The sequence below is a fragment of the Sideroxydans sp. CL21 genome, assembly GCF_902459525.1.
GTDB lineage: Bacteria > Pseudomonadota > Gammaproteobacteria > Burkholderiales > Gallionellaceae > Sideroxyarcus.
The window spans coordinates 352,932-366,562 of record NZ_LR699166.1 but is presented as its reverse complement, the minus strand read 5'-3'; the positions used below and the strand labels follow the sequence as shown (position 1 = coordinate 366,562).

Annotated in this window: 11 protein-coding genes; 3 read left to right on the top strand and 8 right to left on the bottom strand. The window is 55.3% G+C overall.

Annotated features, from left to right (window positions below; all coding sequences use genetic code 11):
- Window positions 1-206: 206 nt before the first annotated feature.
- From mutY to hemN, 4 genes are all read right to left on the bottom strand, one after another.
- Window positions 207-1,250: an A/G-specific adenine glycosylase gene (mutY, locus tag QOY30_RS01805; protein WP_283742930.1), complete on the bottom strand. Its 1,044-nt coding sequence runs from the start codon at window positions 1,248-1,250 to the stop codon at window positions 207-209.
- Window positions 1,251-1,436: 186 nt separating this feature from the next.
- A complete protein-coding gene (locus QOY30_RS01800; protein WP_283742929.1) occupies window positions 1,437-3,716 on the bottom strand; it encodes an AsmA family protein in 2,280 nt (759 codons plus the stop codon).
- 217 nt (window positions 3,717-3,933) lie between these two features.
- Window positions 3,934-5,184 (bottom strand): nitronate monooxygenase, encoded by a 1,251-nt coding sequence (locus QOY30_RS01795; protein WP_283742928.1) that lies wholly within the window; start codon window positions 5,182-5,184, stop codon window positions 3,934-3,936.
- A gap of 102 nt (window positions 5,185-5,286) precedes the next feature.
- Window positions 5,287-6,690: an oxygen-independent coproporphyrinogen III oxidase gene (gene hemN / locus QOY30_RS01790; RefSeq protein ID WP_283742927.1), complete on the bottom strand. Its 1,404-nt coding sequence runs from the start codon at window positions 6,688-6,690 to the stop codon at window positions 5,287-5,289.
- A 122-nt stretch (window positions 6,691-6,812) separates the two neighbouring features.
- Between hemN and fnr the strand changes: the two genes are divergently transcribed.
- The 3 genes from fnr (at window position 6,813) to QOY30_RS01775 (ending at window position 8,846) form a co-directional block, all read left to right on the top strand.
- A complete protein-coding gene (gene fnr, locus QOY30_RS01785) occupies window positions 6,813-7,535 on the top strand; it encodes a fumarate/nitrate reduction transcriptional regulator Fnr (protein WP_283742926.1) in 723 nt (240 codons plus the stop codon).
- Window positions 7,536-7,632: 97 nt separating this feature from the next.
- Window positions 7,633-8,154 carry a hypothetical protein gene (locus tag QOY30_RS01780; protein WP_283742925.1) on the top strand — a complete coding sequence of 174 codons (522 nt, stop codon included), beginning with the start codon at window positions 7,633-7,635 and terminating at the stop codon, window positions 8,152-8,154.
- Window positions 8,155-8,171: 17 nt separating this feature from the next.
- Window positions 8,172-8,846, top strand: a complete 675-nt coding sequence (locus QOY30_RS01775; protein ID WP_283742923.1) for a hypothetical protein — start codon at window positions 8,172-8,174, stop codon at window positions 8,844-8,846.
- A gap of 15 nt (window positions 8,847-8,861) precedes the next feature.
- Here QOY30_RS01775 and ccoS read toward each other — a convergent pair whose 3' ends face one another.
- Genes ccoS through ccoG form a run of 4 tightly spaced genes read right to left on the bottom strand, consistent with a single transcriptional unit; the run spans window position 8,862 to window position 13,497 of the window.
- Window positions 8,862-9,053 carry a cbb3-type cytochrome oxidase assembly protein CcoS gene (gene ccoS / locus QOY30_RS01770; protein ID WP_283742922.1) on the bottom strand — a complete coding sequence of 64 codons (192 nt, stop codon included), beginning with the start codon at window positions 9,051-9,053 and terminating at the stop codon, window positions 8,862-8,864.
- A 9-nt stretch (window positions 9,054-9,062) separates the two neighbouring features.
- Window positions 9,063-11,525 (bottom strand): heavy metal translocating P-type ATPase, encoded by a 2,463-nt coding sequence (locus QOY30_RS01765; protein ID WP_283742921.1) that lies wholly within the window; start codon window positions 11,523-11,525, stop codon window positions 9,063-9,065.
- A 16-nt stretch (window positions 11,526-11,541) separates the two neighbouring features.
- The gene (locus tag QOY30_RS01760) at window positions 11,542-12,054 is read right to left on the bottom strand and encodes a FixH family protein (protein ID WP_283742920.1); all 513 of its coding nucleotides are present in this window, start codon (window positions 12,052-12,054) and stop codon (window positions 11,542-11,544) included.
- Between the two features lie 12 nt (window positions 12,055-12,066).
- The gene (gene ccoG, locus QOY30_RS01755; RefSeq protein WP_283742919.1) at window positions 12,067-13,497 is read right to left on the bottom strand and encodes a cytochrome c oxidase accessory protein CcoG; all 1,431 of its coding nucleotides are present in this window, start codon (window positions 13,495-13,497) and stop codon (window positions 12,067-12,069) included.
- Between the last annotated feature and the right edge of the window lie 134 nt (window positions 13,498-13,631).

Genomic DNA, 13,631 nt, shown 5'->3' with positions numbered 1-13,631 from the left:
ACGTAACTTACTACTTCCTGTAGCTCCCTATTAAACAGTGCTGGTGTTGTAAGGTGCTGATTATATTAAATGCAGGTCAAATGCTCTCACCCCGACGGTGTTGGTTTTCGGAACATTCATGCTTCGACAAGCTCAGCACGAACGGCTCTAAAATCAGCGGGCTTCGCCCATCCTTCGATACGGCTGCGCCTACTCAGGACGAACGGTCACTGAGACTCACCACGGACAACCTTATTCAACATCGCCCTCACCGGCGTAGGAATCGCCGCCCTCAGTGCCTCCTCCACATCCAGCCAAACTCTCCCCACCTGCTCCACCCGCAACGGCTTGCGTGCAAGCTGAACCTTCAACGGCGTGATATGCAGCCTGAAATGCGTAAAGGTATGCGTGAACTCTTCCAACTTCTCTCCTTCACTCGCCTCCATGCCATTGCGCAAGAACCAATTTCTCGCCGTATCCTCGTCATCAAACTGCGGAGGACACCAGAGCCCGCCCCAGATGCCGCTGCCCGGACGTTTCTCCAGCAGGATATCGTTGCCGTGCGTCAGCAACAGGAAGACCGCATGCCGCTCCGGCACTGCTTTGCGCGGACGCGGTGAAGGAAGTTCGGCTATGCGCTCGGTCCGCAACGCGACGCAATCCGCCTGCACCGGACACAACACACATTTGGGTTTGCTAAGTGTACAAATGGTGGCCCCCATATCCATCAGGGCTTGGGTATAGGTGGCGACTTCGCCTTCCGGCAGCAGCGCTTCAGCCTGTTGCCACAACTTCTCTTCCACTTTCTTCTCGCCCGCCCAACCCTCGATACCACAATAGCGCGCCAGCACGCGCTTGACGTTGCCATCGAGGATCGCACGGCGTTGGTGCCAGGCCAGCGCGCACACGGCGGCGGCAGTCGAGCGCCCGATGCCGGGCAGTTCGACGATCTGCTCGAACTCGCGCGGAAATTCTCCGCCATGTTGGTCCACGATGATCTGTGCGGCTTTATGCAGGTTGCGTCCGCGGGCGTAGTAGCCGAGACCGCTCCAGTGGGCGAGCACCTCGTCTTCTGTCGCTGCCGCGAGTGCGGCGATGTCGGGGAAGGATGCAACGAAGCGCTGGTAATAAGGGATGACGGTAGCGACCTGGGTCTGTTGCAGCATGATCTCGGACAGCCAGACGCGGTAGGCATCCTGCGCCTGCCAGGGCAGGTTGTGGCGGCCGTGGGTGCGTTGCCAAGCGATGAGGCGTGAGGCGAAGGTATTCAAGCTCGGTGCTCAGTGATGATCAAAGGTAGAGCCCGGACAGCGTAAAAATTCCCGGATGACCTGCCTCGCAAGGGGCGTCGGACGGCAATCTGCAGGGCATGCCGTCGCTGGCGACGCCAACAGGGGACTTGCAACGCGTCATCCCGAAGATGACCGTGTTTATTGGCTTGCAGATAGACGGCATGATTACTTGAACAGGTCCTTCAAACTATTTTTCAATTCTTCCCTGGCCCTGGCTTTCAGTTCTTCTTTTTTCTCGTCGAGTTTTTGTTTGGCGACATCGGCGAGCAGCGCGCTGTAATCAACCTTGTATTTGAGGTCGTCGAAGGTGCCGCTGATGTTCACCGGCAAGGTGGCGGTCTTGCCCTGTTCCGTCTTGGCGAAAATGGCCTTGGCGTTGTAATCCATGTTGCCGTGCCCGATGTCAATATCGCCCTTGCCGGTCACGCGCAACACGGTGGATTTCACCGCAAGGTCGTCGTTGTGCGCAACACCGTTGTGCACCTTGAAGCTGGCCTTGAATTCGCTGAATGGCGTCTTCTCGCTCTTGTCCACGCCCAGCGTCTGAATATTGGATTCCTTGCCCAGGTTCTGCACGCCCTGTACGAGTTTTTCCAGGTTGACGCCCTTGATCGTCCCGTTCGCCAGATCCACCGAGGCTTTTCCGTTCAGCGCTTTCTTCAGGCCGCCGATGGTGTTGCCTTGCGCGGTGAGGTCAAGCACGATGTTGCCACGTCCTTCGGCCAGGTCCAGATTGGCCGTATCCTTCAGCAGCGGTGCGATGTCGATGCCGGTGAATTTTTCATTGAGGGCAAAGCTGTTGGTCTCTGCGTTCACCGATGCCCTGCCGTCGATATTGCCCTGATACAGCCTGGCGGAAAGCGGTGCGATATTGACCATGCCGTTCTTCGCTTTCACATCCACGCGCAGTTGCGCGACCTTGATGTTGGCCACCTTGAGCGAACCGATGCGCAGGCTGCCTTCCAGATTCAGCGTCTTCAATGCGGAAAGATCGAACGGTTGCTCCGGAGCTGCTGTTGATATGCCCGTGCCTTGCCCTGCTGCCGAGCCTTGTGCCTTGCTTTGTTCCGCGTTCGCCGCGGTCTTTTTCGGCATATAGGGATCGGCATCGAATTGGTCGACCTCCAGATCGTAACGTATCATCGGCACGCTGAAATTATTGACCGCCAGCTTGGCCTTGATCTGGCTTTGCAACAGCCCGCCTGCCAATTTTCCCTGAATGCTTTGTCTGCCAAGGTCTGCCTGGATACTGCCTTTCAATTCGCTGCTGATGCTCTTGCCGGGCAATTTGTCGCCGGTGGCGTTAAGCGCCAGTCTCAGGTCTGACAGGTTGAATTGCTGCCCATCCAGGCTGCCGGCAACCGGAGAGGTGAGTTTCAGCTTGAAAGCCTGCTCTGCCTGTTTCACATCGACGTCCAGCGCCATCGAGCTTACCTTGAAGGAGCTTGCATTGCCTTCTATGCCGGGTAGCGCCAGCGTCGCGATGATATTGCCGAGCGCCCCGTCCAGCTTGGCGTTCAGGGCAATGCCGTCAGCTGTGAATTTATCCCTGGTCAGGTTCAGGTCCGGTGCATCCAGCCTGGCCTCGAATTTATTCTTTTCCTTCATCCCACTCGCGCTGAGCGCGAATTGTTTCATCGAAAATGCCTGTGTTGTCGGCTGTACACTGGCATCGCCGCTGGCTTTCACGACCAAGTCCGTAAAATCCAGTGCATTGCCGTTTGCCTGCAAATCCAACCCCTGCACCTGGAACAGGTTTTTTTCCAGATCAAACGTGAGCGTCGTCTTGATCTGCGCTGCGATATCCAACTTGGGCTTGCCGGACTGGATATGCGCGGCAAAATCGACTTTGCTGGGTACACCGTTGGCAACGCGCCCGGTCTTGAGGCTCAAGTCCTGCACGCTGTAGCTCGTACCGGCAGCCTCATCGCGATAGCTCAGTTCGGTTTTGTCCAGTTGCACGGATGCGATGTCGAACATCATGGGTGCGCTGGCCTCGGGGGCTGGGACAGGCGCGGGAATGGGCGCAGGCGCAGGTGCTGCCTCTTTGCCCATCAGATCGTCGAGGTTGGTCTTGCCGTTCTTGTATTTGACGAATTGCGCTTTGACGCCGCTCACCGCGACCTCGTCCACCACGAGTTGCCTGACGAGCAAGGGCAGCAGTTTGAGCGAGACACTGGCATTGTCGACGGAGACGAACTCCTGTTCACTCTGGAATTCCGAAAGCGACACTTTGCTCAGGCTGACGCCGATGCTGGGAAAAAAGTGCAGCTTGATGTCGCCGTCCAGTTTGAGGGTGCGCTGCTTGCTTTCTTTTACCGCCTGGATGATCCTGGGTTTGTATGCGTTGGGATCAAAGGTCAGCGCAATGTATGCAACAACGGCCGCAACCAGCGCCGTCACTGCCAAAACCGACCACAGACCATATTTCAGATATTTGTTCATATCTTCACCTGCCGGGAAATATTGTACGGATTATAAACAAGAGCGCCGCCCTCGGAAGGGTCGGTTATACCGCTGCTTCAGAATGGCAAGCGTCTTTATGCTGAACGACGGAAGCGCCAAATGTCGCCGAGTTGCGGTCGAAGTCGGAATTGCCAACAAGCAAGAAGGGAGCTTGCATCACCCGACCCGAAGTAGCGCCTGACAGGAAGCAGGTGACTCAAGCCTCGGGCAAGGCGATCTTGTTGTCGGTGCTGTATTGGTAGTCTTTGAAGATATGTTCGGCGGAAAGGATCTGGTAGCTGCCGTCCGCATTTTTGCGCGAGGTGTCCTTGAGGCGGTAGGTGTAATGCCCGCAGGTCCAGCACTTGAAGTTGCGCATGTGGGTGCACAGGCAGGTCTTGTCGAAGACCTGAATCTTCTTGGCATCCGGATGCAGTGCCACTTCGCGGTTGTAGGCGTCGATATAGTCGCAGTGCCCGTTGGCATCCAGCAGATAGCCGTAGGATTCGCAACCGGGACGGATGCCAGAGCCGATGGACGGGCTGTTTTTCAGCATGCGCATCGGGTAGCCGGTGGGCGAAGTGGTATTGACTTCGATGTCGCTCTCGCTGGCCTTGAAATATTCCTGCTGCACATCTTCCGGCAGGCCGCATTCCTTCGACACGGTAAAGCGTGTCGCAACTTGTACCGCGGCAGCACCTTCCTCAAGGAAACTCACCGCATTGCTGCCGGTAAAAATTCCGCCTGCGGGGATCACCGGAATGTCGAGCTTTTCGTCACGCAGGTATTGATGGACCTCATTGGTGATTGTGCGCAGGTCGTACTTCATCCAGTCGTCCAACCCGAACCCAAGGTGGCCTCCGGCCAGGGGACCTTCCACCACAATGTAGTCGGGCAAGCGGTTGGTGCGTGCGTTCTTGCGCAGGAACAATTGCAGCGCACGCAGCGAGGAAACGATGATGCCGAGTTTTGCATCGCGAAAACGCGGGTGGTCTTCCATCAGTGCAAACGAACCCAGATGCAGCCCGGCTGCCAGGGTGATCCCGTCGATTCCGGCAGACAGCGCACCCTGCAGACGCACCCGCAGTGTCTCTTTGGGGGCGTTCATGGTGAGCTTTTCCATGCAGTTGATAAAGATCATGCCGGTGCCGCGCTTGGCTTCCATGGTCTTGCTCACGTGCAGGCGGGTTGATTCGGCAATGTGGCCCAGATCGAACTTGATATCCGTTTTGTCGGAGTTGTCGATGTTGTACTTGTATTGCAGGAGCTTGGTCTTGACGAAGTCGGTTTCGTAACGGCGATCCGAGACGGTAGGCAGCATGGCATCGGAAATATGGCCCACACCACCCAGACGGGCAGCCTCCAGTGCCAGCACCGCGGTGGAGATATCCACGCCCATACCCCCGACCATGATCGGGACCAGCTCTCGTTTGCCGAACTTCAGGCGGAAATCATCAACTTGTTTCATTATTTCTCTCGCTCCTAAACGAGGCTCATTTTACCCCAAAGTATCAAGCCGCCCCCGCAAAAGTGCCTGCGGCGGCGCCTCACTGACGTTAGCCAGTGCTACCTAGATGACTTTGGAATAGCGCGTGTGTTCTTGTTTTGTGCGCAGATATTTGTCAAAAACCATGCAAATATTGCGGATCAACATACGCCCTTTGGGGGTGACGGTGATCCATTGCGGCGAGAGCTTGAGCAGCCCTTCTTTTTCGTATTCGGCGAGTTCTTTCAGTTCGGTGGCAAAGTATTGGTCGAAATCGATCAGGTAGGAGATGCTGAACGACTCCTTCGATAGCTCGAAATGGCACATCAGCGCCTGGATAATTGCGCGTCGCACCAGATCGTCGGCATTCAGCTCCATGCCGCGCATGATGGGCAGGATGTTGTTGTCGAGCGCATCGTAGTAAGGTTCCAGCTCGCGGAAGTTCTGGCTGTAGGTCGGGCCGACCTTGCCGATGGAGCTGACGCCGACAGCGATCAGGTCGCAGTCCGAATGTGTCGAATAACCCTGGAAATTGCGGTGCAGGCGCCCCTGGCGCTGCGCCACGGCCAGTTCATCATCGGGCTTGGCGAAGTGATCCATGCCGATGTAGACGTAGCCCGCATCGGTAAGGGTATTCACCGCCAGTTTCAGAATATCCAGCTTGGTTTGCGGTGAAGGCAGATCTTCTTCATGGATGCGCCGCTGCGGCATGAACAACTTGGGCATGTGCGCATAGTTGTAGATGGAAAGACGGTCCGGATCGGCCGCGATAACTTTATCCAGCGTGGTTTTAATTCCTTCCAGAGTCTGCTTGGGCAGTCCGTAGATAAGGTCGATACTGACCGACTTGAAGCCGTTGGCGCGCGCGGCTCGGATCACTTGCAGCGTCTCTGCTTCGCTCTGGATGCGATTCACCGCTTTCTGCACTTCGGGATCGAAATCCTGCACACCGATGCTGATGCGGTTGAAACCCAGTTCGCCGAGCAGGGCGACCGTCGCATCGCTGACTTTGCGCGGGTCGATCTCAATGGAATATTCGCCGTCTTCCACCAGCTGGAAATTCTTTCGGATGGCACCCATCACCGTGCGCAATTCGTCGTCGCTCAGGAAGGTTGGCGTCCCGCCCCCGAAGTGCAGTTGCTCGACGCGGCGGTCATTGCCCAGCAGAGCGGCCTGCATCTCGATTTCCTTGACGAGGTAGCGCACGTATTGGTCCGCTTTGCTGAAATCCTTGGTCACCACCTTGTTGCAGGCACAGTAAAAGCACAGGGTGTTGCAGAACGGAATGTGGACATACAGCGACAGCGGCCGGCTGATGCCACCAACTTCGCGTTTACCCACCCATTGAGCGTACAATTCGGCATTGAACGCCTCAACGAACCGGTCCGCCGTGGGATAGGAGGTGTAACGCGGGCCGTTCTTGTCCAGGCGGCGTATGAGGTCCAGATCGACTTCCAACTGGGGACTTATTTCTTTATTGGCGAGCATGAGGTATTCGACAAATTATTCGGATTCCGGAATGTGCCAGCATACCGCAAAATACGTTTGATATAGGTCAAAAACCATGTCATATTTCTACTCTCTAAAGCGCAATACCCCTATATAAACAAGTGCAAAACGCCGTTTCAAATTCAGCATTACGCATCGCCTGCTCAAGCTGCAACCTGCGTGAACTGTGCCTTCCTGTCAGCCTGGAGGGCGCGGAGATGCAGCAGCTCGACGCGCTGACCAGCCTGAAACGCACCTTCCGTCGCGGCGAATACCTTTACCGTTGCGGGGAACATTTTCAATCCCTGTTTGCTATCCGCACCGGCTTCTTCAAAACCCAGGTGCTGCATGAAGACGGGCGCGAGCAAGTGACCGGATTCCAGATGCCCGGGGAAATCATCGGGCTGGATGCGATCAGCTCGGATGTGCATACCTGCGATGCTGTGGCGCTGGAAGACAGCGAGATCTGCGAAATTCCGTTTGACCGGCTGGAGACGCTTAGCCGCGAGCTGCCCAGTCTGCAGCGCCATCTGCACAAGATCATGAGCCGCGAGATCGTGCGCGACCAGGGCATCATGATGCTGCTGGGTTCGATGCGCGCCGAGGAACGTCTGGCCGCCTTTTTGCTAAATCTCTCGCAGCGTTTCAGTGCGCGCGGCTATTCGCCGACTTCCTTTTATCTGCGCATGACGCGGCAGGAAATCGGCAGCTATCTCGGTTTGAAGCTGGAAACGGTCAGCCGCACATTCTCGCACTTTCAGGAAAACGGCCTGCTCAATGTGAGGGTGCGCGAAGTCGAGATCATGGACTTGCTCCGCCTGCGCAGTTTCGTCAGCCATACCTGATGCGTCATTATTGCCGCGTTCTATAAATCCACCAAAACTGGTATCCTGCGCTGTTAATGGCGGACTTCAGTTTTTTGACAATTCGAGGGAGAGCAACATGCACCAGCATTTCACCATATCGCCCGAAGAAATGGTCCGTGCCAAGTGGCCGCACGAGATTTTTCTGATCAATCTGGTTTTCAACCATATTCTGGTGTTCGCATCCACTTTCGGCGTGTTCAGCACCTTTCCGCTGATGGTATTGATCGTACCGATCACTTCCTTCGTGATTACCGGCTACATCGTCATCAAGGCAAAACAGATTGCCAAGAGCGATGAAACCTGGTTCGTCAAGTCGCACTGGATCATTGCCGACAAGCGTAACAGCCATTTCATGAAGCTCCTGACTATCACCTGCGCGGTCATCGGCATCGGCCTTTTTCTCTCGAAAATGATGGGATGGTCGAAGATCACGACCATTGCCCTGCTGGGCGGAGTCGGCATGTTGCCGTTCATGGTTTCGCTGCTGGTGCTGATTGTGCTGGGCAATGATTCGATGTATCAGGCCCGCCACGGCAAATTGCCCAAACGCTTTGTCGAACAAAATCCGGATCAGTCAAATTCCGTCACTTCCGTTTAACCCGAACCAGGCCCGCCATGTCAGCTGAAAGCAAGATCTATTGGGGAGTCGGCATCGCGTCCGTACTTTTTATCGCAGGTTCCTTGCTAATTCCGGGAGAACCCAAGCGCAGTGATGACCTGCCATGGCACATCGAGCACCCGACGCGGGATTCGGTGCGCGTCTTCGGCTTGACTCTCGGTGAATCCGTTGCCAATGAGGCTGAGCTCAGGTTCAAGGAAGAGGCCATACCGAGTCTGTTCAAATCGCCCGATGGCAAGCTGATCGCCGAAGTGTTCTTCGAACAGGTCAATCTGGCCGGACTGCCCTCCAAGGTCGTGTTGACCATAGACGTTCCCGAAAAAGAATTGCAGGATATGTATGAACGCGGCTTGCGCATGGCGACAACCGGGAGCGGCAAAAAAATCACCCTGACCCCGGAAGACATTGCGCATTTGCGTACTTGGCCGATAAGCAGCCTGACTTACCTGCCCAGCCTGCGCGTGGATGAGGCGGTATTCCTCAAACGCTTCGGACAACCTGCGCAACGCGTCCAGGAAACCAAGAGTGGCCTGATTCACTGGCTATATCCGCAGGACGGCCTGGATATCACACTGGGTAACGGTGAGAAGCCTCTGTTGCAGTATGTCCCTCCCAGGAATTTTGATTTGCTGGTTCGACCCTTGATGGCGAACGGGGAAATCCTGAAATAATTCCGGCGTGAACGCCTACTTCTTGTCGGCGTTCGTTTCCTTGGGCTTGTCTGAGCGCAGCATATCGTCATCGTCATCCAGCAGGATACGATTGGCGTTGCCTTCCATATCCTCGTATTGCCCTTTCTTTACCGCCCACACCAGCACAATAACGAGCAACACACCGAAGAACATCATGCCGGGTATCAAACTGTAGATCACATCCATAAATTCACCTCAATGCCTGTTGAATAGTGTGCGTATGCGCGCTGCATTGCCGATCACGATCAGCGAGCTTATCGGCATGCTGATGGCGGCCACCAGCGGGTTTACTCTCGCCATCATCGCCAGCGGCACCATGATGGCGTTATACACGAAAGATAGCCCGATATTCTGCTTGATGGTAAGCAGGGTGCGCCGCGACAACTGTGTGGCCTGTCTGACCTTGTCCAATTCGTTGTACATCAGCACGATGTCTGCGCTCTCCACCGAAACATCGGTGCCGGAACCAAGTGCAATGCCGACATCGGCCCGAATCAGTGCCGGAGCGTCGTTAATACCGTCGCCCACCATGGCCACCACCGCACCACTCTGTTGCAAACGACGGATCACCTGATCCTTGTCTTGCGGCAACACTTCTGCGATGACTTCCATGCCGCCAAGCTGGCGCGCAACGGCCTCGGCAACCGGCCTGCGGTCTCCGGTCAGCAGCATCAGCGTGATGCCTGCCGCACGGAGTTCGCTTATCATCTGTTGCGCGTCGCCGCGCAGCTTGTCGGCCAGTGCGATGATCGCCACATGCTTGCCTTCACGCGCCATGTAAACACAACTCATTGCCTGTGTTTCCAGTTCGTGCGCCCCGGTCTGCAATTCCTCATCCAGCTCTATGCCGTGCCGTATCAACCATTCTGCGCTGCCAAGCAGCACAGAATGTCCGGCGACTCTGGCCTCAACGCCCAGCCCCGCCGTTGCCTGAAATGCGTCCGCTCCAAGATCGCGAAACATCAGTTGCCTTAACTCTGTTTCTTCAACGATGGCCTTGGCGACACTATGTTCGCTGTAACGCTCCACTGCAGCGGCAAACTGTAACAATTCCTGTTCGTTGCAGCCTGCCGCGACTTGTACCTGTGCCACACTCATTTTGCCTTCGGTCAAGGTGCCGGTCTTGTCGAACACGAAGTGCGTGACCTTGGACAAAGTCTCGAGCACCAGACCATTTTTGACCAGAATACCGTGCTTGGCTCCCAGACCCGAGGCCACGGCAATGGACATCGGCGTGGCCATGCCCAGCGCGCAGGGACAGGTGATAATAAGCACCGAGGTCGCGGCCATCAGGGCGATCTCGAAATCGTGGCTGTTCCAGATGAAGAAGGTGATCGTTGCGCAGATGAGCGTGACCAGCACAAACCACGGTACGATGGCGTCGGCAAGGCGTTGTATGGGCGCTTTCGAGGACTGCGCTTCTTCGACCAGTCTGATGATCCTGGACAAGGTTGTGTCCCGCAATTGCGCACGCACTTCCACCAGCAGCGCTCCATTTGTGTTTGCCGTGCCCGCAAAAACCTGGGACCCTGCTGTTTTGCTTACCGGAACGGATTCACCGCTCAGCATGGCCTCGTCCACTGCGCTACGACCTTCAAGCACTACACCATCCACCGGCACTTTATAGCCCGGTTTGATGAGCACGTGATCTCCCAGTTTCACGCCGCGTATCGGTGTCATCTGTTCCTCGCCGTCACGCATTACAATGGCGACGCGCGGCTGCAATTCCATCAGGCGTTTGGTGGCTGAAACCGCCTGGTGCCTGAACATCCCTTCCAGATAGCGCCCGATCAGAATCACAAAAATCAGATTGGTAACGGTGTCGAAATACACCTCACCGATGGTGCTGTGCGTTACGGTCACATACAACGAGTAGGCATAAGTCACGCTCAGGCCTATGGCAATAGGCATGTCCATCGTAAGATGACCGCCGCGCAAGCCGCCCAATGCGCCGCGGTAAAATGGATATCCAGAATACAGCAAAGTCGGTGTGGCTAGCGCCAGTCCGACCCAGTGGAAAAATTGCCTGAACTCGTCGTGGTCCGCACCGCTATACAGCGCAATGGATATCCAAAGCATGTTCATCATGGCAAAGCCGGCGAAGAACAGGCGGTAGAGCATGGCCCGGTTTGATTTCTGGATTACGCCTTCTGCGCTTTCCGGATCGTAGGGTACGGCGGCATAGCCGATCTTTGCCAGCGCGCGAATCAGGTCGGATAATTTGCTGCGCGAGTTGTCCCAGCGCAGGTGCAGTCGCTTCGCCGCCAGATTGACGTCGGCCGACTGCACTCCGGGCGTGCGCTGCAATCCGCGCTCGATGAGCCACACGCAGGCGGCGCAATGTATACCCTCTACCAATAGATGTATGTCTCGGATATCGCCCGAGGAAGTGGCGAATTCCTGCTGTACTTCGTCAAAGTCGTAAATCTCGATGTCTTTGGGAAGTTCGGGGGGAGGTGCGAGTAACACGCCTTCCGGCGTGCGCTGATAGTAACCCTGCAATCCGGCTTCATAGATCGCGCTGCACACCGACTGGCAGCCGAAGCAGCAGAAATCCCGCTCTGCATCATCCAGTCGTGCATGGAAGGCCGCCTCAAGCGGGATGGGCAGTCCGCAGTGAAAGCAGCCGCCTGCGTCGGAATGGCTACGCGGCGTCATGCAGTTTTACTGACAACTACGACGCCGCAGCGACCATGAACTTGTCTGTCGCCACGTTAAAGATATCCTCACCGCGCTGTATACGGATATGCAACTCCCAATACCCCTTGAGTGGAAAACTGATGTACCCCTGGTAGCGGCCGGGAGCAACTTCCTTGAATGTGGTAGAAAAGTCCTTGCTGGCATCGGATGCCCGATAGGCGACCACTTCCAGAATGCCACTTACCGGCTGGTCCGCTCTGTCCGTCACTCCAATCTCATAGGCAGTCGGCGTACCCATCACAACGGATACCGGCTTTTTGACCTCCGTCTGCCAGGATAAGGCATGTTGTGCCCTAAGTTCGCTCAACTCCTCCTCGTTCGATTTGCGATCCTTGGTCTGGTAATCGCGATCGACCAGTGTTGATCGAGTCCCTTTGGTAGCGTACCAGACGAAGGTTGCATTCACTGCCAGCACCACCGTGATCAACGCTAACATGCCCCATACCCAGGGATTGCGCAAACCGGTTTTATTGTTTTGTGAAATCATTTCATCGCTCCTTTAATTTTTTGGGCCGTTGAATTTGCTGTTGTATTCAGCGGAAACCGTCGGATCTTCGACCCCTTCCACCCTGAATTCAATCGGAGTTATCTCTTCCTTGACGCTTGCCCCCGGCGCTTTGACGAAGATGGTGAAAGAAGTTCCGCGGCCATGATGGGTCAACAGCGGCTCCTCGGCCCCGATAATAACCTGTCCGGCTACACCACCCTCTGCCGCCACCCTCACATGAATATCTTTATCCGTCTTGTTAACCACCTTGAATTCGTACTTGTTCTGGATCGAACCGTCGCTCATCGTTACAAACAGCGGCTGACGATCTGGAATCACTCGCAAGGTCATTGCCCCCAGATGCGTCAATCCGTACACGATGCCGGAAAGAGCAACAAGAATGATACCAACATAGACCAGCGTTCGGGGATGCTGGTACAGCTTATGCGTTGGCTTACCCGATAGTTCATCCAGCGAGGCATAGCGAATCAGGCCACGCGGCTTGCCGATCTTGTCCATGATTGCATCGCAAGCATCCAGGCACAGTCCGCATGTGATGCAGCCCAACTGGCTTCCATGGCGGATGTCTACACCGGTAGGGCAGACCTGCACACACTGGAAGCAGTCGATACAGTCGCCTTGCGGCGCAACACTTTCTCCGCCGCGGCGCAGTTTTCCGCGCGGCTCACCGCGCTTTACATCATATGCGGGCATGATGGTCTGCGAATCGCTCATGACGCCCTGTATGCGCGCGTACGGGCAGAGCCAGAAGCAGGCCTGCTCGCGCAAAAACCCGGCAAGGATATAGGTACCAAAAAAGAACATGGTAAGCACAACCCAACCCACCTTGGGCAAATTCAGGTGGATCAGGTTACTCCAGTAGTCACGTGCATCAACAAACCAGACGGAGAAACTGATACCAGTGAGCAAAGCGATCAGCATCCAGAGTGCATGTTTAAGCACTCTTTTCTTGATCTTATCCAAACTCCAAGGTGCGTCGTCCAGTTTTCGACGTGCGGATGGGTTGCCATCAATCTTGTCCTCCAACCATGTGAACCAGTCGGTCCATGCCGTCTGAAAGCAGAAATAACCGCACCACACGCGCGAGGCCACTGATGTCACTGCGAATAGTGTCATCGCCGCCATTAACAATACCAGTGACAACATCCAGATATCTTGTGGCAGTACCGTCAGGCTGAAAAAGTGAAATTGGCGATTCTGGATATCGAACAGGATGGCCTGCTTGCCATTCCAGCGCAGGTAAGGCCCCAAGAAAAAAGGGAGCCACAAAGCCAGTTGCGTATAGTTTTTTACGGTTCGAAAAAATCCCGGCATGCGCTTGGCATGAATCGTTTTTTCTCCCAGATTGGCATTCCATGATTCGAACTCGTGATAGATGGTCGTAACGGCGCCCATCTCCTTGTTTTCTATTTCATTATTCACACTACTCTCCTAGAAATTTTTTCGTCAATTTATGAATTGACTGCGATCAAGATATTTCCGAATCGGCTCGTATATTTCAACAAATTGATTCGCAAACACCTTGGTCAATGAGAAAAAGGGAGGAGAGTATCGCT

Coding starts and splice junctions, on each gene's coding strand:
- QOY30_RS01800 (WP_283742929.1), bottom strand. CDS start 3,716: ATGAACAAATATCTGAAATATGGTCTGTGGTCGGTTTTGGCAGTGACG.
- hemN (WP_283742927.1), bottom strand. CDS start 6,690: ATGCTCGCCAATAAAGAAATAAGTCCCCAGTTGGAAGTCGATCTGGAC.
- QOY30_RS01765 (WP_283742921.1), bottom strand. CDS start 11,525: ATGACGCCGCGTAGCCATTCCGACGCAGGCGGCTGCTTTCACTGCGGA.
- QOY30_RS01775 (WP_283742923.1), top strand. CDS start 8,172: ATGTCAGCTGAAAGCAAGATCTATTGGGGAGTCGGCATCGCGTCCGTA.
- QOY30_RS01795 (WP_283742928.1), bottom strand. CDS start 5,184: ATGAAACAAGTTGATGATTTCCGCCTGAAGTTCGGCAAACGAGAGCTG.
- QOY30_RS01760 (WP_283742920.1), bottom strand. CDS start 12,054: ATGATTTCACAAAACAATAAAACCGGTTTGCGCAATCCCTGGGTATGG.
- ccoS (WP_283742922.1), bottom strand. CDS start 9,053: ATGGATGTGATCTACAGTTTGATACCCGGCATGATGTTCTTCGGTGTG.
- QOY30_RS01780 (WP_283742925.1), top strand. CDS start 7,633: ATGCACCAGCATTTCACCATATCGCCCGAAGAAATGGTCCGTGCCAAG.